General features: G+C 74.8%; 18 protein-coding genes. 10 read left to right on the top strand and 8 right to left on the bottom strand.

The genetic code is table 11. The features are described 5' to 3' along the window. Positions 1 to 3: 3 nt before the first annotated feature. The 4 genes from ASC60_RS28245 to ASC60_RS28230 all read right to left on the bottom strand — a co-directional run bounded on the left by ASC60_RS28245 (position 4) and on the right by ASC60_RS28230 (position 6,318). Positions 4 to 999, bottom strand: a complete 996-nt coding sequence (locus ASC60_RS28245; RefSeq protein WP_079038682.1) for a DMT family transporter — start codon at positions 997 to 999, stop codon at positions 4 to 6. Positions 1,000 to 1,096: 97 nt separating this feature from the next. Further along, a complete protein-coding gene (locus ASC60_RS28240; protein ID WP_055555796.1) occupies positions 1,097 to 2,653 on the bottom strand; it encodes a phosphatase PAP2 family protein in 1,557 nt (518 codons plus the stop codon). Between the two features lie 122 nt (positions 2,654 to 2,775). Continuing rightward, positions 2,776 to 5,100: a glycoside hydrolase family 95-like protein gene (locus ASC60_RS28235; protein WP_055555794.1), complete on the bottom strand. Its 2,325-nt coding sequence runs from the start codon at positions 5,098 to 5,100 to the stop codon at positions 2,776 to 2,778. 282 nt (positions 5,101 to 5,382) lie between these two features. Beyond that, positions 5,383 to 6,318 carry a DUF3048 domain-containing protein gene (locus tag ASC60_RS28230; RefSeq protein ID WP_055555792.1) on the bottom strand — a complete coding sequence of 312 codons (936 nt, stop codon included), beginning with the start codon at positions 6,316 to 6,318 and terminating at the stop codon, positions 5,383 to 5,385. Positions 6,319 to 6,538: 220 nt separating this feature from the next. Here ASC60_RS28230 and ASC60_RS42365 point away from each other — a divergent pair, with 220 nt between their 5' ends. The 9 genes from ASC60_RS42365 (at position 6,539) to cobM (ending at position 18,094) form a co-directional block, all read left to right on the top strand. Next, positions 6,539 to 6,709: a hypothetical protein gene (locus ASC60_RS42365; RefSeq protein WP_199831072.1), complete on the top strand. Its 171-nt coding sequence runs from the start codon at positions 6,539 to 6,541 to the stop codon at positions 6,707 to 6,709. 933 nt (positions 6,710 to 7,642) lie between these two features. Beyond that, entirely contained in the window at positions 7,643 to 8,848 is a 1,206-nt protein-coding gene (locus ASC60_RS28225) for a cytochrome P450 (protein ID WP_055555790.1), read from the top strand. A gap of 336 nt (positions 8,849 to 9,184) precedes the next feature. Then, a complete protein-coding gene (locus ASC60_RS28220; protein WP_055555788.1) occupies positions 9,185 to 11,083 on the top strand; it encodes a methylmalonyl-CoA mutase subunit beta in 1,899 nt (632 codons plus the stop codon). Then, positions 11,083 to 13,323 carry a methylmalonyl-CoA mutase gene (gene scpA / locus ASC60_RS28215; RefSeq protein WP_055555787.1) on the top strand — a complete coding sequence of 747 codons (2,241 nt, stop codon included), beginning with the start codon at positions 11,083 to 11,085 and terminating at the stop codon, positions 13,321 to 13,323. Before ASC60_RS28220 ends, scpA begins: the two co-directional genes overlap by 1 nt. Then, positions 13,323 to 14,324 (top strand): methylmalonyl Co-A mutase-associated GTPase MeaB, encoded by a 1,002-nt coding sequence (meaB, locus tag ASC60_RS28210; protein ID WP_055555786.1) that lies wholly within the window; start codon positions 13,323 to 13,325, stop codon positions 14,322 to 14,324. The genes scpA and meaB overlap by 1 nt, the downstream gene beginning before the upstream one ends. A 161-nt stretch (positions 14,325 to 14,485) precedes the next feature. Continuing rightward, positions 14,486 to 15,211 (top strand): (2Fe-2S)-binding protein, encoded by a 726-nt coding sequence (locus tag ASC60_RS28205; protein ID WP_055555784.1) that lies wholly within the window; start codon positions 14,486 to 14,488, stop codon positions 15,209 to 15,211. Positions 15,212 to 15,260: 49 nt separating this feature from the next. Then, positions 15,261 to 16,010, top strand: coding sequence for a DapH/DapD/GlmU-related protein (locus tag ASC60_RS28200; protein WP_055555845.1), 750 nt, complete (start codon positions 15,261 to 15,263; stop codon positions 16,008 to 16,010). An 81-nt stretch (positions 16,011 to 16,091) separates the two neighbouring features. After that, positions 16,092 to 17,333 (top strand): bifunctional cobalt-precorrin-7 (C(5))-methyltransferase/cobalt-precorrin-6B (C(15))-methyltransferase, encoded by a 1,242-nt coding sequence (locus ASC60_RS28195; protein WP_055555782.1) that lies wholly within the window; start codon positions 16,092 to 16,094, stop codon positions 17,331 to 17,333. After that, positions 17,330 to 18,094, top strand: coding sequence for a precorrin-4 C(11)-methyltransferase (gene cobM, locus ASC60_RS28190; RefSeq protein WP_055555780.1), 765 nt, complete (start codon positions 17,330 to 17,332; stop codon positions 18,092 to 18,094). The genes ASC60_RS28195 and cobM overlap by 4 nt, the downstream gene beginning before the upstream one ends. Positions 18,095 to 18,144: 50 nt before the next feature. Here cobM and ASC60_RS28185 read toward each other — a convergent pair whose 3' ends face one another. Further along, positions 18,145 to 19,287 (bottom strand): cobalt-precorrin-5B (C(1))-methyltransferase, encoded by a 1,143-nt coding sequence (locus ASC60_RS28185; RefSeq protein WP_055555778.1) that lies wholly within the window; start codon positions 19,285 to 19,287, stop codon positions 18,145 to 18,147. 53 nt (positions 19,288 to 19,340) lie between these two features. Between ASC60_RS28185 and ASC60_RS28180 the strand changes: the two genes are divergently transcribed. Then, positions 19,341 to 20,114, top strand: coding sequence for a cobalt-precorrin-6A reductase (locus ASC60_RS28180; RefSeq protein WP_055555777.1), 774 nt, complete (start codon positions 19,341 to 19,343; stop codon positions 20,112 to 20,114). Here ASC60_RS28180 and ASC60_RS28175 read toward each other — a convergent pair. Genes ASC60_RS28175 through cobG form a run of 3 tightly spaced genes read right to left on the bottom strand, consistent with a single transcriptional unit; the run spans position 20,099 to position 23,657 of the window. After that, positions 20,099 to 21,634: a precorrin-2 C(20)-methyltransferase gene (locus ASC60_RS28175; RefSeq protein ID WP_055555775.1), complete on the bottom strand. Its 1,536-nt coding sequence runs from the start codon at positions 21,632 to 21,634 to the stop codon at positions 20,099 to 20,101. The genes ASC60_RS28180 and ASC60_RS28175 overlap by 16 nt on opposite strands. Continuing rightward, complete coding sequence (locus tag ASC60_RS28170) at positions 21,631 to 22,272, bottom strand: precorrin-8X methylmutase (protein ID WP_055555843.1); 642 nt, start codon at positions 22,270 to 22,272, stop codon at positions 21,631 to 21,633. Before ASC60_RS28170 ends, ASC60_RS28175 begins: the two co-directional genes overlap by 4 nt. Before the next feature lie 8 nt (positions 22,273 to 22,280). Beyond that, entirely contained in the window at positions 22,281 to 23,657 is a 1,377-nt protein-coding gene (gene cobG, locus ASC60_RS28165) for a precorrin-3B synthase (RefSeq protein ID WP_055555773.1), read from the bottom strand. Positions 23,658 to 23,913: the final 256 nt, after the last annotated feature.

Here is a 23,913-nt window from a genome sequence, read left to right as displayed (position 1 = left end):
GCGCTATCGGTGGGTCTGGAGCACCGCCTCGCCGCGGTCGGGGGCGCGCCTGCGGACCGGGTGCCGGGGCCGGGGGATCCGGCGGGTCAGCCGGGGCGGGGCCTCGGGGGCCCGGGGGGCGGGCGGCTGATCGTCGGGGCCGTCGTCCTCGGGCCGCCGCACGGCGTCCGCCCCGGTCTCCGCGTTGTGCACCGTCAGCATCACCAGCCCCGTGGTCGCCACCAGCGCGGCGAGCACCGCCAGCAGCGCGCCCGGCGTGCCGTGCCGGAAGTGCTCGCCCAGCGCGGTGATGCCCACGACCGTCGCCACCACGGGGTTGATCACCGTGGCCGTCGCGAGCGGCGCCGCCAGCCCGGCCCCGTGGTACGACGCCTGGGACAGCAGCACCCCGCCCCCGGCCAGCAGCCCGATCATGACGAGGCTGGGCAGGACGCCGGCCCCAGAACCCCAGCTCCCCTCCACGGCGACGTTCTTGACGAACACCGAGGAGATACCGAAGGCGGTCCCCGCGGCGGTGGCCAGCAGCCCCCCGCGCAGCCCGCCCGGCGGCAGCCGGCGCGCGACCAGCACCAGCGCCGCGACGAAGGAGAGCGTGACCACGGTCACCGTGACCCGCTCCCCGTCCGACAGCGCCTGGGCCCGCGACGTACCGGTCAGCGACAGCAGCCCGGCCAGCCCCGCGGTGGCCAGCAGCGCGCCCCGCCAGCCCGCCGCGCCGACCGGGCGCCGTACGAACACCGCCGCCATCGGCAGCGCGAAGACGATGGTGAGCGCGCCCAGCGGCTGCACCACGCTCAGCGGACCGTAGGCCAGCGCGAGCACGTGGAGGACCGCACCGGCCCCGTTCAGGACCACCGCGGCCCACCAGCGCCCGCGCCGCAGCGGCCCGATGGCGCCCAGCGGCGTGGTCGCCGCGACATGCTCCTGGAGGATGGCCCCGGCGGCGTAGCACACCGACGAGGCCAGTGCCAGCAGCACCGACAGCGCGAGCGAGGTCACGTCGAGGCCCCCTGGGCCGATCCACTTCCGTCCATGCCCTCATCCTTGAGGGTCGGACCCCGCCGCGTCGTCGTCCTTGAGCACAGACTTGCCCGTACTACTTGCGTAGTACGGCATGCCACCACTTCGCCTTGGCGGCGGCCGTGCGGGCCCGCTGCAGCAGTTCGTTCTGCGGCTGGGCGGGCCGGTAGACGGTGAGCGCCCCGGGCCGCTTGTCGATCAGCAGCGCCTCCGCGGGCTCCGCGGCGACCTCACCGTCGTAGGCGCGGGTGTCCAGGGCCTGCAGCCCGGACAGCCGCAGCTGCCGCATCCGGCGGGTCGTATAGACGCGCGAGCGCCCGAGGGTGCCGGTCAGCGCCGAGAACAGCAGCCGGGTCCGGGCCAGCGGCTGGTCCCCGTCGATGGCCCGGACATCCAGCAGCCCGTCGTCGAGCTGCTGGCGGTACGCGGGCGCGAACCCCTCGGGGGAGTAGCCGCCGTTGCCGACGAACAGCACCCACAGCCGCCGCTGGTGCCCGTTGACCTCGATCTCCATGGGGGTGGCCGTGCGCAGCACCCGGCCGAGCGCGACGGCGGCCGCCGGCCACTTGCCCAGCCGGCCCTGCAGGCTCTCGCGGATCCGCACCAGCTCGGGGTAGAAGCCGAGGCTGAAGGTGTTGACGAAGTGGCTGGTCCCCTCGCCCCCGGCGATCGGGGTGGCCCGGGCGAGGTCCACGGCGACCGCGTCGCCCTCGGTCACCGCGTGCGCGGTGTCCTCGAAGTTCGGTACGCCGATGTCCAGCGCGAAGTGGTCGAGGGTGCCGCCGGGGAAGACGGCCAGCGGCAGCCCGCGCTCGGCGGCGAGCGCCGCCGCCGCGTTGACGCTGCCGTCCCCGCCGCAGATCCCCAGCGCCCCGGCCCGCTCGGCGGCCCGGCGGGCGGCCTGGCCGAGCAGCGTCATGAAGTCGTCGTCGGGCCCGCACTCCATGATCTCGGCCGCGGGCAGCAGCACCTCCAGCTGCTCGGCGTCGGTGAACCCGCCCGTGGCCGTCGCGTTGCCCGCGCTGTGGTTGACGAGCACCACCAGCCCCTCGCCCTTGGGCATGGCGGGCGCCGAGACCCGCGGCCGGGCCCGCGCCGGGGTCTCCGGCCGCGGCGGCCACCAGCGGCAGGTCAGCGCGGCGGCCCCGACCCCCAGGGCGGCCCCGGCCACCACATCGCTCGGGTAGTGGACGCCCACATAGACCCGGGAGACGGCGACCGCGGCGGCGAGCGGGGCGACCAGGGTGCCGTACCGGGACGACTCGATGGCGACCCCGGCCGCGAAGGCGGCCGCCGAGGCGGAGTGCCCGGAGGGGAAGGAACTGGTCCAGGGCTGCCGGCGCAGCCGCCGGACCAGCGGCACGGCGTCCATCCCCGGGCGGCGCCGCTCCACGGTCCACTTCACCACCAGGTTCGACGCCATCGAGGCGGCCGCGAGCGAGCCGATGCCCCGCAGCGCCGACCGCCGCGCGGTGCGCCCGCCCACCGCCGCGAGCACGGCGGCCGTGCCGAACCACAGCTTGCCGTGGTCGGCGGCCCGGCTCAGCCGGGGCAGCAGGGGATGAGCGCCCCGCAGCCGGCCGGCTGCGACCCGCGCGAACAGTTGCCGGTCGATATCACTGATCGGTCCCATGTCTCATGGGTAACCCGGAATGGCCGGGGCACGCCTGACCGGCACGCGCTGTGACCCATCCCCCTACGGTTCCGCGCGGTACGGGGCGGGCCCGCACCCGCCCCGTACCGCGTGACGTGGCGTCAGGAGCCGGGGAGCCCCCAACGCGGCGCCGCCTCGTTCGGCTCGACCGGCCCGACCGTCATGTCCGGGTGATCGCCGCGTGCCGTGATCACCGCCTCGCGCCCCTTGCCCAGCGCGATCCGGATCGTCCCCGCGCCGACCCGCTCGTACGGCAGCCGCCGCCCGCGCTCGTCGTGCACCTCGATGCTCCCGGGCAGGGAATGCCGTACGACACAGGGCGCGCCCGCCTCGCTGCGCAGCCGCACCCAGCGGGTCACCCCGCCCTCGCGCGCCGCGCTCAGCAGGAACGCGCCCTGGGTGCGGAAGTCGTGCACCATCAGATCGCGCCAGGCGGCGGGCAGCGCGGGGAACACCCGGATCACCCCGCCCCAGCTCTGGCACACCATGTCGTGCAGCGACTGCGCGGCCGACAGCGGGGTCTCGATGACCGGACCCGACTCCTTGTACAGGGTGTTCGGCTGGATGAAGCGGGTCATCAGCTCGCCCAGGTACTTCAGCGCGTCCTCGCCGCGCCCCATCTGCGCGGACATCGAGGCGGCGCCGGTGAAGGTGTAGCCCTGCAGCGCGCCCTCGAAGCCGACCCAGTGGTTCAGGGACGTCTCGATCAGCTTCCGTCGGCCGGGGTCCTCCCAGGTCACCTCGTACAGCGGATAGACGGCGAGCATGTGGGAGTAGTGGCGGTGGGACTTGGCGAACGGAACCCCCGCGCCGATCATGAAGCCGTTCTCGTCGACCGGATACGGGGTGAGCTTCGTCAGCACCTCCCGCCAGCGCGGGGCCGACGGATCGTCGACGCCGAGGATCTTCGCCGAGTCCAGCAGCGTGGCGCAGCCCCAGCGCAGCAGCATCAGGTCGTAGTTGCAGTCCGGGGCGTTCACCCCGTACTCGGGCGAGAAGGTGGCGGGCAGATGCAGCTTGCCGTCGCTGCCGGGGGCGAGGAAGTGGAGGTAGTACGCGACGGACTTGCGCAGGAGCGGGAAGACCACGTCCCGGAGGATCGTGATGTCCATGGTGTGGCGGTAGCTGAGCCACACGTTGTGCAGCGCCCAGGTGAGGTTGCCGACCTCGGGGGTGGGCGGGTCCTGGCCGGGTATGCCGACGGCGAAGCCGCCGTTCGTCACCGAGCCGCCGTTGACCAGGTGGATGTCGGTGGTGCGCGGGATGCCCGCCGAGTCCTTGCGGTAGGGGGTGTCGAGCTGGTTGGAGAGGTTGTCGCGGAACTCGCCGAGGGCGCGGGTCACGGCGTCCAGCTCCAGGTGGTTGGAGCCGTGGATCAGCCAGTACTCCAGCTGCACATTGAGGTTCCACCAGGTGGCGGGCCACGGCGTGGACTCCAGCCACGGCCCGCAGGTGGCCATCACGGGCGCGTCGGCGCGGGCCGCCGAGGCCACCTTGTACAGCTGGATCCAGTAGAAGCGCTGGAGGCGGGCATCGGGGAGCGAGAGGAAGCTCTTGCGGTAGTACGCGTGCCACCAGGTGCGGTGGGTGGCCGCCAGCACGTCGTACGGCAGCGCCGAGGTGGCCCGGACGGTCCTCACCGCGCGGTCGCGGGCGGTGGTGCGGGGGTGGGAGTGCGCGACCGTGACGTAGAGGGTGCGGCGCCGGGAGCGGGTGCGCTCGCGCCAGGCCGTCACGTGCTGCCCGCCCGCGAGCAGCGGCTGTACGGCGGCCCGGATGCCGTGGCGCTCCTCCACGGTGGCCGGGGGATTGCCGGTGTAGCCGTCGGGAACCGGCTTGAACGCGACGCGCGGGCTGATGGCCTCGGCCGGGTGGAACACCCAGCGGAACTCCGTCTCGCCACCGGTGGGGGTGACCTCGATGGCCATCACCGAGCGGGAGTTGTGGACCAGCGCGCGCAGGGTCAGCGTGCCCCGGTCGGTGGTGATCGTGCCGGTCAGCTCCGCGTCGCGCAGGCGCAGCCGCCAGTCGACGGCCGTGATCGTGCCGACCGGCTCCAGGGTGAAGTGGCCGATCGGAAGCCGGGCGAGCCCGAAGAGCGAGCCGAACCCGGGCCGGTGGTCCTGCACTTCGGTGTGCTGGACGTTGAACCGGACGGCCCCCGGGGTGTCCGGATCGGCGTAGATGCCGGAGCCCAGCCGGGCGTTGCCGAGGTACGGGCCCTCGTACCAGGTCCTGGGCATCTTCCGCCAGACCATGTCGGCGTCGTCCAGGACGGTGGTCCAGGGGTCGGGGGAGGTCTGCCGGGCGGCGTCCGGGGCCGTGGCGGCGGCCGCGTGGGCGACGGTGACCGGCGCGGTGAGCCCGAGGGTCCCGGTGGCCAGGGCGCCACCGACGACGGTCCTTCTGGTGGGTGCGGGTGACATGACACTCCAGGGTTTCGAGATCCAGCCGTCCGGCGTTCGGGGACCGGGGAAGCCCTGGTCGCAGGCATGGTCACGTACATGCCTGGAGTTCCCCGGGCTGAACCCCTCGGCATGATGCAGCCCTTCCGGAGGAACCGGAACCCCTCGCGCACCAGAAACATCGGATGGGAGGCCCGAGATGGTGGGCCGAAATGTCTCGACCGGCCTGCCGGGGCGGCGATACCTCGGATCTCCTCGCCCCGGGCGCTGTGCACGCCGCGATCGTCCACCCAGTGAGACGGCTCACCGGGCCGCGAGGACCACCCACACCGGGCCCGGAGCGAACGTCATCCGGTCACCGTCCGTGGTCGTAAAGGTGGTGCCGCCCCCCGCCCCCGGCCGTGACCAGCGGGTCTCGTACGCCTTGCCGTCGCGCAGCACCAGCGCGGTGCCCGACCCGACCGTCTCGGTGAAGGGCGTGACGCTGCCGAGCACATCGTGGAAGCGCGAGGAGCGGACCGTCGTGTACTGCACCACGACCGTGGCGGCGCCCAGCGGTCCGCCGTCGGTGGTGCGGGCCGGGGTGCCGTCCATCGCCACCAGCCACCGCTTGCCGGTGGCGGACCAGGTGAAGGTGAAGCCCGCGGACGGATAGCGCACCGTCTGCCGCCTCCTGGGCTCCCCGCCCGGCGGAGCGGCGCCGAAGCGGAAGCCGATGTCCGAAGCGTCCGAGGCGTGCGGAGCCGCCCGCAGCGCGGCCTTGGGGCGCACGTACAGGTTGTGCGGCGCGGGGTGCTCCGTACCGCGGAAGTAGGCGCGCGGCGCCGTACCGGGCGGCAGCGGGTACAGCGGCGCGGCGTCCACGGTGGACCGCAGCCGGGACTGGACGCCCGAGTACGCGAGCGCCGGGCGCCCGAACTGGCGCAGCAGTTCCAGATCGCTCTCGCGGGCGCTGCGCACCGGCCCCACGGTGGCGGGCAGCCGGCCGGAGAAGACCGCGAGCAGCCGGCTCAACCCGCCCTCCACCTGCTCGGCATAGACGAGGTCGGCCGCGCCGAGGCCGGTCTGGGGGCGGGCTCGGCCGGTGTTGTCGATCTTCACGGCGAGGACGGGCGCGGGCCTCGCGGACTGCCCGGTGAAGGGGGAGCGGCCGCGCTCCGCGCTCCCGTCCGGGCCCGCCCCGCCGCGGCAACCACCCAGCGTGGCGAGCACGAGGAGCGCCGCGAGCAGCCCGGACACGGGCCGGGCGCCCCATGGGCTCCTCGCCCGTTCGGCCGGCACAAGCCCCACCCCCTCCCGCCCAAGCTCACCACGGATGGCGGCCGGTGGCCACTCGGCGCGGAGCGTTCGGCCGGGGTCCTCGGTGTTTGTCCAGTCCTTGGGAATCGACGGGCGGAGCCTTCAAGTGCTCGTTAACCTGACGACAGATCCGGTTCGGCCGACCACGAAGGAGTGTGCGGTGGCCCCCGAGCAGACGATGAGCGACGAGTCACATACGGAGAACGGCAGGAGGCGGGCGGAGCCGCCGGAAGTGGGCAGTCTGGAGGTGTGGGCGCGTTCCGCGCCGATCCGTCTCGCCGGTTACGAGGACGATCTGGCCGAGCCGCACATCCTCCAGAGCGTGGACTGAGCGGCACCACCGTCGCCTCCATGCCGGACGACGGGGACGGCCGCCGGTCCGTACGACGCTGTTCGTGACCGGCGCCTGCTCCGGTCCGGCCGCTGTCCGCTGGCAGCAAGCGGACATCGGGGCCGCGGCCCGGCCGCTCGGCCGACAGCCCCGCTCCTCCTTCGCCGGCTCGCCGGCCGGTCTGTGGGCGGCGAGCGCGGATCCGCCCGAAACGCCCGCCCAATGATGGCCCGTCAGAGCCGTCCGCCCATGATCCCGTACGTCCTCCCGGCGCACCCCGACGGGTGCGGGGGCGGGCCGCTGGTGTACGACGTGCCCGGCGAGCGGGTCGGCCAAGCGGGTCGGCCAAGCGGGCCGGCCAAGCGGGTCGGCCAAGCGGGGCGCACCGCCGGGGCGTGCGGCCGGTCCGCTCCCGGCGAGTCGGGGGAGACGCCGCGATGACGCGCGGCGCGCGACGGCGGCGCCGGCCGCCGCACCGCCGCTGATCCTTCCCGATGCCGGTGGCGGCCCCCCGCATCCTGCCGGGCCGGACATCCGGCGGCGGGGATTCGCGCGGGGCGAGCCCGGCCTGACGGCCCGTCACCACGATCGCGCCGGCTCGACGCGGCGGCGACCGGGCCCGAACCACCCCATCGTCGCCCCTGCTGACCGCCGCTGTGCGGCCCCCCGGGATCCCGCGTGTCAAGGCTCAAGCGGCGCGGTGCGGCGATTGGCAACTTGCTGCCGAAGGGGGAGCGGCGGCGCTCGGACGCGGTTTGCTGATTCAAGCAGAAAGGCACGGCCCGCGGCGGTGAACGGGGGGGATCAAGGACGAGGTGGCCCTGGACGGGGGTCGGGGCCGCCCGTGGCGCAGGCGGCGTCGGGGAGATTCAGCCCCGGCGCCGCCTCCCGGCCACTGATCTGGACCGACGGCACTCTCTAAGGTCGGGAGCCATGCAGGACACCACCGACACCGCCGACACCGCCGCGCTGCTCGAAGATCCGTATCCGGCCCTGGCCGCGCTCCGGGAGGCGGGCCCGGTCCACCGGATCGCCGGCGCCGACGGCCGCCCCGCCTGGCTGGTCACCCGCTACGACGATGTGCGGCGGGCGTTCGCCGACCCACGCCTCTCGGTGGACAAGCGCCACGCCGCGCCGGGCAACTTCAGCGGCTTCTCCCTGCCGCCCGCCCTGGACGCGAACCTGCTCAACATGGACCCGCCGGACCACACCCGGGTGCGCCGCCTCGTGGCCAAGGCGTTCACCCCCGCCCGGGTCGAGAAGCTGCGCGCACCGGTCCGCCGGGTCGCCGGTGAACTGCTCGACGCCATCGAGGCGGAGGGCCGCGCGGATCTGCTCGCCACGTACGCCGGACAGCTGCCCATCATCGTCATCTGCGATCTGCTCGGCGTCCCGGAGGGCCACCGCCGCGACTTCCGCGCCTGGAGCGACGCGCTGATCACCCCCGACCCGGCGCGGCCCCAGGCCGCGAAGGAGGCGGTCGGCGCCATGCTGCGCTTCTACACCGGCCTCATCGCGAAGAAGCGCGCCGAACCCGGCGACGATCTGCTGTCCGACCTGATCAGGGTGCGCGACGAGGAGACGGGAGGCGGGGACGACCGGCTCAGCGAGGACGAGCTGACCTCGCTGGCCTTCCTCATCCTGCTCGCGGGGTACGAGAACACGGTTCACCTCATCGCCAACTCGGTGCTCTCCCTGCTCGACCATCCCGGTCTGCTGGAGGAACTGCGCGCGGACCCCGCCCGCGTCCCGGCCGCCTTCGACGAGCTGGCCCGCTACGAGGCCCCGGCCCCGCTCGCGATCCGCCGCTTCCCCCGGGAGGACATCGAGATCGGCGGCGTGACGATCCCCGCCGGGGAGACGGTGCTGCTCTCCATCGCCTCGGCACACCGTGATCCGGCCCGCTTCCAGGACCCGGACGCACTCAATCCGCATATTGGCCGATCCGGGCACCTTGCCCTCGGCCACGGCATCCACTACTGCCTCGGCGCACCGCTGGCCCGGATGGAGACCGACATCGCTCTGGCCACGCTGTTGTCCCGTTTTCCGGGGCTGCGCCTCGACGTGCCCAGGGAGGAGCTGCGGTGGCGGCCTTCGATCCGCGCACGTGGCCTGATCTCGCTCCCCGTGGCCTGGTGAATGAAGAAGCGAACAGATTTTTGATGCATAACCCCCGCCGGATGCGGTAAAAAGGTCATCGAGCCCGCCCGGTGTGCATCCCCCGTCGCACCGGGCGGGCCTCTGCGTGAGAGCGCTTCTCCCATGGTCGCCGGCGTACCGCGAGCACGGCGTGAGCCCCCGGACACCGGCCCCCGCGACCGCACCCTCGCGCGGTGTCGCGGCAACCCCTACGATCCCCATGAACACCGGACTTACCGGAGAGTAATCGGTTGGAGCCGGGCAGCCAGGGCCGAGAGTAAGGTCACAGCTCTACCCTCTGCTGCGCCTTTAGCCGAGCGCATTAGCCTCACTTTCATGACGGTCCTGCCCGACGGGCTTCCCCTAGCCGATGAATTCCCGGATGTGACGCGAGACGAATGGCGTCGCCTCGTGGAAGGCGTGCTGCGCAAAACCGGCGCGTCGGACGCCACGGGCGTACAGGCCGAAGCGGCCCTCGCGACCGAGATCGAGGACGGGATCACCGTCCGCCCCCTCTACACCGCCCAGGACGCCCCCCAGGACCCCGGCCACTCCGGCTACCCGGGCTTCGCCCCGTATCTCCGCGGCGCGCGCCCCGCGGGATCCGCCGTCTCCGGCTGGGACGTACGCCCCCTGCACGCCCACCCGGACGCGGGCTCCACCAACCGGGCCGTGCTCGCGGACCTGGAGAACGGCGCCGGGTCGGTGTGGCTGACCGTCGGCGAAGGCGGGGTGGCCGTCGACGCGCTGCCCGAGGCCCTGGCGGGCGTCTACCTCGACCTCGCGCCCGTCGTCCTCGACGCGGGTGCGGACTTCGAGGCCGCGGCGCGCGCCCTGCTGCGGCTGTACGCCGACCGTCGGGTGCCGCCGCACGCGGCGCTCGGCAACCTGGGCGCCGACCCGCTGGGCCTGGTGGCCCGCACCGGCCGGGACGCGGACCTGCCCGCCCACCTCGCGGCCGCCGCCGGCCTGGCGGTCGCCTGCTACCGCGACCACCGCGGCGTCCGGGCCCTCACCGTGGACGCGCTGCCGTATCACGAGGCGGGCGGCGGGGTGGCCCAGGAGCTGGGCTGTTCGCTGGCCGCCGCAGTGGCGTATCTGCGCGCGCTGACCGCGGCCGGGATGACGGTCGAGGCGGCCTGCTCCGAGCTGGAGTTCCGCTACGCGGCCACCGCCGACCAGTTCACCACCATCGCCAAGCTGCGCGCCGCGAGGCGGCTGTGGGCGCGGGTGGCCGAGGCGTGCGGGGCGGCGACGGGCGCACCGGGGTGCGCCCAGCGCCAGCACGCCGTCACCTCGCCGGTGATGATGACCCGGCGCGACCCGTGGGTGAACATGCTCCGCACCACCGTGGCGAGCCTGGCCGCCGGCGTCGGCGGCGCCGACGCGGTCACGGTGCTGCCGTTCGACAGCGCGATCGGCCTGCCGGACGACTTCGCCCGCCGTATCGCCCGCAACACCTCCACGATCCTGCTGGAGGAGTCGGGGCTGGCCCGGGTGATCGACCCGGCCGGCGGCTCCTGGTACGTCGAGTCGCTGACCGAGGACATCTGCCGCGCCGCGTGGGCCTGGTTCCAGGAGATCGAGCGGGCCGGGGGACTGGCCGCCGCCCTCGCCTCCGGGCTGGTGCGCGACCGGCTGGCCGCCACCTGGGAGCGCCGCTCGCGCGACCTCGCCCGCCGCAAGGAGCCGATCACCGGCGTGAGCGAGTTCCCGCACCTGGCCGAGCCGCCGGTCGAGCGCGCCGCCGCTCCCGAGCGGCCCGGTGGTGGGCTGCCGCGGGTGCGCCGCGACGAGGCGTACGAGGCGCTGCGCGCCCGCTCCGACGCGCACGCGGCCGACCGGGGCGCCCGGCCGAGGGTGTTCCTGGCCGCGCTGGGGCCCGCGGCCGTGCACACCGCCCGCGCCTCCTTCGCCGCCAACCTCTTCCAGGCGGGCGGCATCGAGACCGTGCAGGAACCGGCGACGGTCGACGCGGAGTCGGTGGCCGAGGCGTTCGCCGCGAGCGGCGCCACGGTGGCCTGCCTGGCTTCCGGCGACAAGGTCTACGCGGAACAGGCGGCGGCCGTGGCGGCGCGGCTGAAGGCCGCCGGGGCGGCCCGGGTCCTGCTGGCCGGGCGGCCCGGGACACTGCAAGACGAGTACGAGCGGGCCGGGGTGGACGGCTTTGTCCACGTCGGCTGTGACGCGGTCGAGGTGCTGTCCTCGGCTCTGGACATCATGGGGGTGCGGTGATGGGCGGCAATCCGGCCGAAGCGGGCAGGATCCCGGATTTCTCGGCCGTCGAGTTCGACGGACCGGCGGACGGACCGGCGCCCGGCAGCGGTGCCGGTTTCGCCGCCTGGGCCGCCGCCGTGCAGGACAGCGTCGGCAAGGGCGTCGAGGACCTGGTGTGGGACACCCCCGAGGGCATCGGCGTCAAGCCGTTGTACACCGCCGAGGACCTGGACGGGCTGGACTTCCTGGGCACCTACCCGGGCGTGGCGCCGTATCTGCGCGGCCCGTACCCGACGATGTACGTCAACCAGCCCTGGACGATCCGGCAGTACGCGGGCTTCTCCACCGCCGAGGAGTCCAACGCGTTCTACCGCCGCAACCTCGCGGCCGGGCAGAAGGGCCTGTCGGTCGCCTTCGACCTGCCCACCCACCGCGGCTACGACAGCGACCACCCCCGGGTCACCGGGGACGTCGGCATGGCGGGCGTGGCCATCGACTCGATCTACGACATGCGGCAGCTCTTCGACGGCATCCCGCTGGACCGGATGTCGGTGTCGATGACGATGAACGGCGCGGTGCTGCCCATCCTCGCGCTCTACATCGTGGCCGCCGAGGAGCAGGGCGTGCCGCCCGAGAAGCTGGCCGGGACCATTCAGAACGACATCCTCAAGGAGTTCATGGTCCGCAACACCTACATCTATCCGCCGCAGCCGTCGATGCGGATCATCTCCGACATCTTCGCCTACACCTCGCAGCGGATGCCGCGCTACAACTCCATCTCCATCTCCGGCTACCACATCCAGGAGGCCGGGGCCACGGCCGACCTGGAGCTGGCGTACACCCTCGCGGACGGGGTGGAGTACCTGCGGGCCGGGCTCGACGCCGGGATGGACGTGGACGCGTTCGCGCCGCGGCTGTCGTTCTTCTGGGCGATCGGCATGAACTTCTTCATGGAGATCGCCAAGCTGCGGGCGGCGCGGCTGCTGTGGGCCAAGCTGGTCAGGCAGTTCGACCCGAAGAACCCCAAGTCGCTCAGCCTGCGCACCCATTCGCAGACCTCCGGCTGGTCGCTGACCGCGCAGGACGTCTTCAACAACGTGACCCGTACGTGTGTCGAGGCCATGGCCGCCACCCAGGGCCACACCCAGTCGCTGCACACCAACGCCCTCGACGAGGCCCTGGCCCTGCCCACCGACTTCTCCGCCCGGATCGCCCGCAACACCCAGCTGCTGATCCAGCAGGAGTCGGGCACCACGCGGGTGATCGACCCGTGGGGCGGCAGCGCCTACGTCGAGCGGCTGACCCACGACCTCGCGCGGCGCGCCTGGCAGCACATCGAGGAGGTCGAGGCGGCCGGCGGCATGGCCAAGGCCATCGACGCGGGCATCCCCAAGCTGCGGGTCGAGGAGGCCGCGGCCCGCACCCAGGCGCGGATCGACTCCGGCCGCCAGCCGGTGATCGGCGTCAACAAGTACCGGGTCGACAGTGACGAGCGAATCGAGGTCCGGGCGGTCGACAACTCCTCGGTGCGCGCCCAGCAGCTCGAGAAGCTGCGGCGGCTGCGCGCCGAGCGCGACGAGACCGCCTGCCAGGACGCGCTGCGCGCACTCACCGCCGCCGCCGAATCCGGCCCCGGCGGCGGCATGGAGGGCAATCTGCTGGCGCTCGCCGTGGTCGCCGCCCGCGCCAAGGCCACCGTCGGGGAGATCTCCGACGCCCTGGAGAAGGTCTATGGCCGCCACTCCGGCCAGATCCGTACGATCTCCGGTGTGTACCGAGACGAGGCCGGACCGTCGTCCGGCGTGGACCGCACCCGCGCGCTGGTGGAGAAGTTCGAGAGCGCCGAGGGCCGCCGCCCCCGCATCCTGATCGCCAAGATGGGCCAGGACGGGCACGACCGCGGCCAGAAGGTGATCGCGACCGCCTTCGCCGACCTGGGCTTCGACGTCGACGTCGGCCCGCTGTTCCAGACGCCGGAGGAGGTCGCCCGGCAGGCGGTGGAGGCCGATGTGCACATCGTCGGCGTCTCGTCGCTGGCCGCCGGACACCTCACACTGGTGCCCGCGCTGCGCGAGCAGCTGGCCGAGGCGGGCCGCGAGGACATCACCGTCGTCGTCGGGGGCGTCATCCCGCCGCAGGACGTCCAGACCCTGCACGAGGCCGGTGCCGCCGCCGTCTTCCTGCCGGGCACGGTCATCCCGGACGCCGCCCACGACCTGGTACGGAAGCTGGCCGCCGACCTCGGCCACGAGCTGTAATGCCACGGACGATCGACATCGAGGAGTACGCCAAGGGTGTGCTCGACGGGAAGCGCGCGTACATCGCCCGCGCCATCACCCTCGTCGAGTCCACCCGGTCCGACCACCGCGACCTCGCCCAGCGGCTGCTGATCGAACTGCTGCCGCACACCGGCGGGGCGCGGCGGGTCGGCATCAGCGGGGTGCCCGGGGTGGGCAAGTCGACCTTCATCGACGCCCTGGGCACCATGCTCACCGGGCTCGGCCACAAGGTGGCGGTGCTCGCCGTCGACCCGTCCTCCAGCCGCACCGGCGGCTCCATTCTGGGCGACAAGACCCGGATGGAGCGGCTGGCCGTCGACCCCAGCGCCTTCGTACGGCCCTCGCCGAGTGCCGGGACGCTCGGCGGGGTCGCCCGCGCCACCCGGGAGTCCATGGTGGTGATGGAGGCCGCCGGCTACGACGTGCTGCTGGTGGAGACCGTCGGCGTGGGCCAGTCCGAGACGGCCGTCGCGGACATGGTCGACACCTTCCTGCTGCTCTCCCTGGCCCGCACCGGAGACCAGCTGCAGGGCATCAAGAAGGGCGTCCTGGAACTGGCCGACGTCGTCACCATCAACAAGGCGGACGGCCCCCACGCCCGGGACGCCAAGTCCGCCGCCCGCGAACTGTCGGGCGCCCTGCGGCTGTTGCAGCCCCCCGACGCCCCGTGGAACCCGCCGGTGCTCACCTGCTCGGCGCGCGAGAACACCGGGCTCGACGTGGTGTGGGAGCGGCTGGAGCAGCACCGCCGGGTGCTGGAGGCCACCGGCGCGCTGGAGGCCAAGCGCCGCGACCAGCAGGTGGGCTGGACCTGGTCCATGGTCCGCGACCAGCTGCTCGCCCGGCTGCACGCCCACCCCGAGGTGCGCCGGCTCGCGCCCGCCCTCGAACAGGAGGTCCGCGACGGCACGCTGACGGCGACGCTGGCGGCGGACCGGCTGCTGGAGGCGTTCCGCACCCCGGCCGCCGACACCCGTTAGGGGGTGTCTTTCGGATCAGGTCGGATCAGGGAGCGGGGTCTGGTGCGTGCGATCGCAAGGCGGAGGAGGAGAGCGCAGCGGCGCTGCGTGCGACGACGACAACGCGGCGAGCGTGCGTGCCAGACCCCGCGAGCCCGGCATGATCCGGAAGGCACCCCCTAATGCCGGCCATGGCGCGGGCCGCCGAGGTGGGGCCGTTCTTCGCGCTGCGCACCGGCTCCGGTGACCCGGCGGCGGAGGGGTACGAGCGGATCGGCGCGGCCTGCCGGCTGACGGGCGGGGGCGCCGCCGCGCCCCCGCTGCGCGGCCGGGTGGAGGCGGTCGCCGCGAGCCTGGGCACCGACGAGCCGAGGGTCGCGGCCTCCCTCACCTTCCAAGGGCTCGCCGCCCGCGTCTGGTCCCTCGCGCTCGGCCCCGCGGCCCTGACCGGCGCGGTGTACGACCTCCGCCCCGACCGGCTGTGGTGGAACCCCCGGCGCACCGCCCCCGACGACCTGTGGTGGCCCGGCACACCACCGGTGAAGGGCGAACCCGGCGGGCTCGCCGGGCAGCTCGCCGACTCCGCGTACGCGCATCTGACGCCGCTGCACCACGCCGTCAGCCGCGCCTACCGGGTCTCGGACCGGCTGCTGTGGGGCAACGCCGCCTCGGCGCTGGTGGGTTCGCTGCGGGTGCTGCACGACTGGTGCCGGGCGCGGGGCCTGGACGAGGCGGGGGAGCGGGCGATGGCCGTGGTCCGCGCCCAGTTCGCGTACCCGCCGCTGCGCGGCACCGGCCGACTGACCACCACCCCGCCCGCCTTCCGGCGCCGCAGCTGCTGCCTGTACTACCGGGTGCCGGGCGGTGGCCTGTGCGGCGACTGCGTCCTGCGGCGGCCGGGGAGTTGAGGGCGCATGCGAGGCAGACGGCCCCGCGGCGGCCGGATACGGTGTGTACATGCCGAAGAACGAGAACGTGTTCTCATCCTGGCGGGCGTGGCGCCGCCGCGCCGCGTCCCGGCTGGTGCACCGCGGGTGGCGCGCCGTGCAGCGCGCGGGCGCGGTGACCGCCGAGCGGCCCGGCCCGTACCGCTTCGGCCGCATCGGCACCGGCACCCGGCTGGCGTTCCCCCAGGGCACCGTCTTCGGCGAACCGTGGATCGAACTCGGCGACCACTGCGTCATCGGCGAGCAGGTCACGCTCACCGTCGGCATGATGCCCGGCCTCGACCTCGGCCCCGGCCCCATCCTGCGGCTCGGCGACGGCGTGGTGCTGGGCCGCGGCAGCCACGTCATCGCCTCCCGGGACGTGGTCTTCGGCGACGACGTGTTCTGCGGCCCGTACACCTACGTGACCAGCGACAACCACTCCTACGACGATCCCCACCAGCCCATCGGCCGCCAGTGGCCGCGCTCCGCCCCCGTCGAGATCGGCTCCGGGAGCTGGCTGGGCGCGGGCGCGGTGATCCTGCCCGGGGCGCGGCTGGGCCGCAACGTCGTCGTCGCGGCCGGCGCGGTCGTACGGGGCGAGGTGCCCGACCACGCCGTGGTCGCCGGGGCGCCCGCCCGCGTCATCCGGCGCTGGGCCCCCGAGGACGGCTGGCAACCGCCGCTGCGGACGCCCGCGCCCGAGCCGATACCGGCCGGCATGACGGTGGAGGAGCTGCTGGCGCTCGCCGAGACGGAGCCGGGCGCGGGGGCGTCGTAGCAGGTCAGTAGAGTGCGGGCCGGGGCCTGGGGGACAACGAACCTCCTGGCCCCAGCCGCCACCGAACCACGAGGAACCCCAGTGAGCCCACCACCCACCCCCCTGACCGTCATCGGCATCGGCGCCGACGGATGGGGCGGGCTCGCCCCGGCCGGCCGTGCGGCGCTGCGCACGGCGGAGGTCGTCATCGGCGGACCGCGCCAACTCGACCTGCTGCCACCGGACTGCGCCGCCGAACGCGTCCCCTGGCCGTCCCCGCTGCGCCCCGCCCTCCCCGGGCTGCTCGCCGCGCACACCGGGCGCGAGGTGTGCGTGCTGGCGAGCGGCGACCCCATGTTCTTCGGCATCGGACGCACCCTCACCGAACTGCTGGGCCCCGGCGCGCTGCGGGTACTGCCGCATCCGTCGTCCGTCTCCTACGCCTGCGCGCGGCTGGGCTGGGCACAGGAGACCACCGAGGTGATCAGCCTCGTCGGCCGCCCCCTGGCCACCCTCTCCCGCGCCCTGTACCCCGGCCGCCGGCTGCTCGTCCTCAGCGCCGGCGCCGGGACCCCGGCCGAGGTCGCCGGGCTGCTGCGGGACCGCGGCTTCGGCCCGACCCGGATGCGGGTCCTGGAACAGCTGGGCGGCGCGCGGGAACACGCCGTCGAGGGCACCGCCGAGGCATGGCCCCACCCGCCCGGCGACCCCCTCAACGTCATCGCCCTCGACTGCGCACCGGCGCCGGATGCCCCGCGCCTGTCCGCCGTCCCCGGGCTGCCGGACGCCGCGTACGAACACGACGGCCAGCTGACCAAACGCCACATCCGCGCCGCCACCCTCGCCGCCCTCGCCCCCGCCCCGGGCGAACTGCTGTGGGACGTCGGCGGCGGCTCCGGCTCCATCGCCGTGGAGTGGATGCGCGCCCACCCCGCCTGCCGTGCCGTCTCCGTCGAACGCGATCCGGTCCGCGCGACACGCATCACCCGCAACGCCACCACCCTCGGCGTCCCCGGCCTGCGCGTCGTCACCGGCGCCGCCCCGGCCGCCCTCACCGGCCTGCCCGCCCCCGACGCCGTCTTCGTCGGCGGCGGCGCCACCACCCCCGGCCTCCTGGAGGCCTGCTGGACCGCCCTCCCCCCGGGCGGCCGCCTCGTGGTCAACACCGTGACCCTCGAATCCGAAGCCCTGCTCACCCGCTGGTACACCCGCCACGGCGGCGACCTCACCCGCCTCGCCGTCTCCCACGCCGCTCCCGTGGGCGGCTTCACCGGCTGGCGCCAGGCGATGCCGGTCACCCAGTGGTCCACCACCAAAGCCCCAGTCCCAGGAGAGACACGATGACGGTGTACTTCATCGGCGCGGGCCCCGGCGCCGCCGATCTCATCACCCTGCGCGGCGCGCGCACCCTCGCCCGCTGCCGGGTGTGCCTCTACGCGGGCAGCCTCGTCCCCCGCGAACTGCTGGCCGAATGCCCGCCGGACGCCCGGCTCGTGGACACCGCCGGGCTCGATCTCGACCAGATCACCGCCGAGTTCGCCGCCGCCCACGAGGCGGGCCACGACGTGGCACGCCTCCACTCCGGCGATCCGTCGGTCTTCAGCGCCGTCGCCGAGCAAATGCGGCGCCTCGACGCGGCCGGAATCCCGTACGAGGTCGTCCCCGGCGTCCCGGCCTTCGCCGCCGCGGCCGCGGCCCTGGGCCGGGAGCTGACCGTGCCGACCGTCGGCCAGACCGTCATCCTCACCCGCGTCGCCCAGCAGGCCACCCCCATGCCCGACGGCGAGGACCTGGCCACCCTCGGCCGCAGCCGCGCCCTGCTCGTCCTGCACCTCGCCGCCCGCTACGTGGACCGCGTGGTCGGCGAACTCCTCCCGCACTACGGCCCCGACTGCCCGGCCGCCGTGGTCGCCATGGCCAGCCGCCCCGGCGAACTGGTGCTGCGCGGCACCCTGGCGGACATCGCGGACCAGGTGAAGGCGGCCGGAGTGGTGCGTACGGCCGTCATCATGGTGGGCCGCACCCTGGCCGCCGAACAGTTCCGCGACAGCCACCTCTACTCCCCGGCCCGCCCCCGGCCCCCACAGGACACCCCCGCCCCCTGAGCGCCCGTGCCCGCCGCCTGGCGGGCACGCGCACCGCGCCCGCCGGCGCCTCAGGCGTCCCGTGGGCCGCGGGGGGCGGCGTGGCCCACGACGGTGCCCGCGCGGTCGACGCAGATCACGTCGACCGCGACCGGGGCCCCGCGCAGCACCCCCAGGGCGACCTCCCGCGCCGCCGCCGCGACCAGGTCGCCGAGGGGGACGCCCCGGGCCGCGCACAGCTGCACCGTCTCCAGGCCGGTGTTGGCCGCCGCGACCGCCGCCGCCAGTTCCTCGTCCGCGCCGCCGCGGCGGGCCAGCTCCGCGAGGAAGCCCTTGTCGACCTGGGAGCGGGAGGAGTGCAGGTCCAGGTGGCCCGCCGCGAGCTTGGAGAGCTTGGCGAAGCCCCCGGCGATCGTCAGCCGCTCCACCGGGTGGCGGCGCAGGTACTTGAGCACGGCGCCCGCGAAGTCGCCCATGTCCAGCAGGGCGTCCTGCGGCAGCCCGTGCGTGGCCACCGCCACCTTCTCGGACGTCGACCCCGTGCACCCCGCCACATGGCGCCGTCCCGCCGCCCTGGCGACGTCCACGCCGCGCCGGATGCTGTCGATCCACGCCGAGCAGGAGTACGGCACCACGATGCCGGTCGTGCCCAGGATGGACAGCCCGCCGAGGATGCCCAGCCGGGGGTTCCACGTGCTGCGGGCGATCTCCTCGCCGTCGTCCACCGAGATCTCGATCTCGACGTCCCCGCCGCCGCCGTGGCGGGCGGCGACGGAGGCGATGTGCTCGCTCATCATCTGGCGGGGCACGGGGTTGACGGCCGGTTCGCCCACCGCGAGCGGCAGTCCGGGCCGGGTGACGGTGCCGACGCCGGGACCGGCCCGGAACACCACGCCGCCGCCCGGCGGCAGGGCCCGTACGGTCGCCCGTATCAGCGCGCCGTGCGTGACGTCGGGATCGTCCCCGGCGTCCTTCACGACCGCCGCCATGGCCCGGTCCGCCCCCAGTTCCTCGGCCGCCAGCGCGAACGCGGGCCGCTGCCCCTTGGGCAGCGCGATCGTCACCGGGTCGGGGAAGTCGCCGGTCAGCAGCGCGGTGTACGCGGCCGTCGCCGCGGCGGTCGCGCACGCCCCGGTGGTCCACCCGTGCCGCAGCCCGGTCCGCTCCAGCTGTGCCCCGCGGCCCCCGCTCACCCCGGCCTCCGCCTCAGCCATGGGCCACCGGCCGCGCATACGATGACGGGCGCACGGACGACGAAAGGCATCCGATGAACAGCGCACCGGCGCGCCATGTGCTCATCCTGGGCGGCACCACCGAGGCCCGCCGACTCGCCGCGGAGCTGGACCGCGATCCGGCCCTGCGCGTCACCAGCTCCCTCGCGGGCCGGGTCGCCGAACCGCGGCTGCCCGCCGGGCAGGTGCGGATCGGCGGGTTCGGGGGCCCCGAGGGCATGGCCCGCTGGCTGCGCGAGCACCAGGTGGACGCGCTCATCGACGCCACCCATCCTTTCGCCGACACGATCAGTCACAACGCGGCCCGTGCGGCCGCCGCCGTCCATGTTCCCCTGCTGGCCCTGCGCCGCCCCGGCTGGGTGGCGGGCCCGGGCGACCGCTGGCACCCGGCCGCCTCGCTGGAGGAGGCCGCGCGGCTGCTGCCGGACCTGGGGGAGCGGGTCTTCCTCACCACGGGCCGCATGGGGCTGGCCGCCTTCGCCCACCTCACCGCGCCCTCTTTCCTGGTCCGCTCGGTCGACGCCCCGCAGCCACCGTTCCCGCCCCGCATGGAGGTGATCCTCGACCGTGGTCCGTTCACCCTCGCGGGAGAGGCCGAGCTGCTGCGCCGCCACCGCATCGACGTCCTGGTCACCAAGGACAGCGGCGCGGGCGCCACGGCCCCCAAGCTGACCGCGGCCCGCGACGCCGGAATCCCCGTGGTCGTCGTCCAGCGCCCCCCGGCCCCGCGGGACGTCCCGGTGGTGCGGACCCCCGCCGAGGCCGTCGCCTGGCTCCGTACGGCGCCGGGACGTCACACCTCCGGGTAGCGTCGCGGGGTCCAGACGATCTCCGTGCCGTCGCCACGGCGGACCGTACGCGTCTGGGAGGACCCGATCAGCAGGATCGTGCGCATGTCCACCTCGGCCGGGTCGAGGTCGGCCAGGCGGACGATGCGGACGCTCTCCTCGGGGCCGCCGATGTCACGGCCCAGCACGACGGGGGTGTCCGGCGCGCGGTGTTCCAGGAGGAGTTCGCGGGCCTTGCCGACCTGCCAGATCCGGCTGCGGGAGCCGGGGTTGTAGAGGGCGAGGACCAGGTCGGCGGCGGCCGCGGCGTGCAGGCGCCCGGCGATGACCTCCCAGGGCTTGAGCCGGTCCGACAGCGAGACGACGGCGTAGTCGTGGCCGAGCGGCGCACCGGCGCGGGCGGCCGCGGCATGGGCGGCGGTCACGCCGGGCAGCACCCGCACCGGGACATCGCGGTACGGGCCCTCGGACGCGGCCTCCAGAACGGCGGTGGCCATGGCGAACACGCCGGGGTCGCCCGAGGAGACGACGGCGACACGCCGACCGCGCCGGGCCAGGTCGAGGGCGAATTCGGCGCGCTCGGCCTCGACCTTGTTGTCGGAGGGGTGCCGTCGCTGACCGGGCCGTACGGGGACCCGGTCCAGATAGGTGGTGTAGCCGACCAGGTCCTCGGCGGCGGCCAACTCGCCCCGGGCCTCGGGGGTGAGCCACAGCGGACCGGCCGGTCCGAGGCCCACCACCACGACTTCGCCCGGGCGTCCGGACGCGGCGGCGGCCGGGGCGGCCGGTGCGCCGATACGGCTCGGCAGCACCGCCACCGAGAAGTACGGCACCGACGACGGGTCGACCTCCTCCAGCGGCCCGGTGCGCTCCGCGCTCATCGTGGCCCGCTCCACGTACCGCGCGTCGGCGAGCCGCCCCGAACGCTCCAGGGCGCGCCGCACGGCCGGGAAGGTGCGGCCGAGCTTCATGACCGCCGCCGCGTCGGTCGTCGCCAGGCGCGCGGTCAGCTCCTCCTCGGGCAGCGTGCCCGGGAGGACAGTCAGCACCTCCTCGCCCTCCACCAGCGGCGCGCCGAGCCGGGCGGCCGCCGCGCTCACCGAGGTCACGCCGGGGATCACCTCGGTGGGGTAGCGGTCGGCGAGCCGCTTGTGCATGTGCATGTACGAGCCGTAGAAGAGCGGATCGCCCTCGGCCAGCACCGCGACCGTGCGCCCCGCGTCCAGGTGCGCGGCGAGCCGCGCCGCCGCCTCCGCGTAGAACTCCTCCATCGCGCCCCGGTAGCCGCCCGGATGGTCGGTGCCCTCCGTGGTGACCGGGTAGACCAGTCGCTCCTCGATGTGGTCGGGCCGCAGATGCCGCTCGGCGATGGAGCGGGCGATGCTGCGGCCGTGCCGGGCGCTGTGGTACGCCACGACATCGGCCCCGGCGATGACCTCCACCGCCCGTACCGTCATCAGGGAAGGGTCACCGGGGCCGAGGCCCACGCCGTACAGCCGTCCCTTCGCCGCGGGCGTCGCCTGTCGCTGCTGCTCGCTCACTCTTCCTCGCTCGCTATCGCGTTGATCGCGGCCGCGGCGATGGCGCTGCCGCCGCGTCGGCCGCGCACCACCAGATGGTGGGGCGCCGACGGATGTCCGGCCAGCGCCTCCTTGGACTCGGCGGCGCCGATGAACCCGACCGGCACACCGATGACGGCGGCCGGGCGCGGCGCGCCCTGTTCGAGCATTTCCAGCAGACGGAACAGCGCGGTGGGCGCGTTGCCGACGGCCACGACCGAACCCTCCAGCCGGTCCCGCCACAGCTCCAGCGCGGCGGCGCTGCGCGTGGTCCCCATGCGCCGCGCCAACTCCGGTACGGCGGGGTCGGACAGCGTGCACACCACGTCGTTGTCGGCGGGCAGCCGCCTGCGGGTGACGCCGCTGGCGACCATCTGGGCGTCGCAGAGCACGGGCGCTCCGGCGCGCAGCGCCTCCCGGGCCCGGGCGACCACCTCGGGCGTGTATGCGAGGTCCTTGACCAGGTCGACCATGCCGCACGCGTGGATCATCCGCACCACGACGCGGCTGACGTCGGCGGGGAGGCCGTCCAGGTCCGCCTCGGCGCGGATGGTGGCAAAGGAGGCGCGGTAGATGGCCGCCCCGTCCTTCTCGTAGTCGAACACTGTGTCCTCGATCATGTCGTTGATCATGCTGTTCCGCGGGTCGTCGCCACGGCGTCGGCCAATCGCTCCGCCGTTACCTCTGTCGCGCCGTCGGGCTCCCGCGTGCCGCGTACGGTGAGCCGGTAATCCGTGCCGGAGGTGGCCAGCGCGTCCACCCAGCGGCCGCCGGGGTGGCCGCAGCGCCGCTCACAGCCGGAGAAGTACACCGGCACCGGCGGCGGCGCGCCGGGGGAGCGGGGAGCGTCCGCCACCGCGCGTGTCGCGTGGGCGCGCACATCCGCCAGGGACTTGGCGCAGCCCGGCCGTCCCGTGCACGCGCCGACCCCGGCCCACGGGGAGCCCGGATCGGTCACCAGCCCCGCGTCGGCCACCTCCCGCGACGCGGCCGCCGCGTCGTCCGCGGTGAACCCCGGGAGCACCACGCCGCGCCAGGGTGTCACACGCAGCTCGCCCGACCCGCCCCGGGAGGCGAGCCCGGCGAGCAGCCGCCACGGCGCCGCGCCGACCCGGCCCAGGGGCACGAGGACGGACACGGCGTGGCGCCCGTCCGGCCCGGACACGACGCCCGGCGCGGGCGGCGCGCCGGGCGCGTCAACAGGCCCGCCGCGTCCGGTACGTACGGCTTCGACGCCCTCGTCCGCGAACCGTGCCGCCAGGCCGTCGGCGGTCACGGCGTGTCGCGCGGGCAGTTCGCGCACCCGCCACGCCCCGGTGCCGCTCGCCCGGGCCCTGGCCAGGAACTCCACGGCGGCCAGCGCGGCGGCGCGCGGCGCGTCCCGCCCCCGCACCTCAAGACCGGCCTCCGGCGCACCGGAGCCCACCCGCAGCACCGCCCCGCCGTCCGGCGTTGCGATCAATGTCACATCCGCGCCCAATGCGGCCACATCGCCCCGGCCGTCGTCCATCGCGAACAGGAAACGGCCCGACAAGCCGGACAACTCGTCCCACGCCCCGGCGCACAGCGCGGCGTCCAACTCCCGGGCCCACACGGTGACGTCGCCGTGCCCGCCGCCGTCGAGGCCGCTCAGCGGGGACGCCACGATGTTGCGCACCCGGTCATGCCGGTCGGAGGGAAGCAGCCCGGCGTCCCGCAACGCGGCCGCCAGCTCGCCGCCGCACGCCGCGTCCAGGCCGCGGAGCTGGAGATTGCCCCGCGAGGTGAGGTCCAGACGGCCGTCGCCCAGCTCCTCGCTCACCCGCGCCAGCGCCAGCGCCTGACCTGCCGTCAGCAGACCGCCGGGTATCCGGACGCGCGCCAGGGAGCCGTCGTCCGCCGGGTGCAGCCGCAGCGCGCCGGGGCAGGCGTCATCGCGTCCGCGCGCCCGCCGCGAGGGCGCTTGGCCGGGCGCTTCGTTCGCAGGTGGGACGGTTGCCGGGGGGAGGGACATGGCGGCGAGCATACCGACGTCCGGTCGGCCCTCACCGTCCCGTGCCAGGTCAGCAACGCCTACTATGCTCTGCGGCGGGCCGTCTGGCCCGCCTGACGCTCAAGACGGCGTCTTGGGGGTGTCTTGCCGATCAGGCCGGATCAGCGAATGGCGTCTGGTGCGGTGCATCGCACAACCCGCGTGAGGAGTGCGCAGCGGCGCTGCGTGCGACGAGCGCGGGGCCGCGAGGCGCCGCCCGCCGCGGCAGCGGCCGATGTCACAGCGGCGT

The sequence above is a fragment of the Streptomyces sp. NBRC 110028 genome (genome assembly GCF_001417735.1).
Lineage (GTDB): Bacteria > Actinomycetota > Actinomycetes > Streptomycetales > Streptomycetaceae > Streptomyces.
Note: the sequence above shows the minus strand (reverse complement) of the source record. Positions and strands in the feature narration are given on the sequence as shown.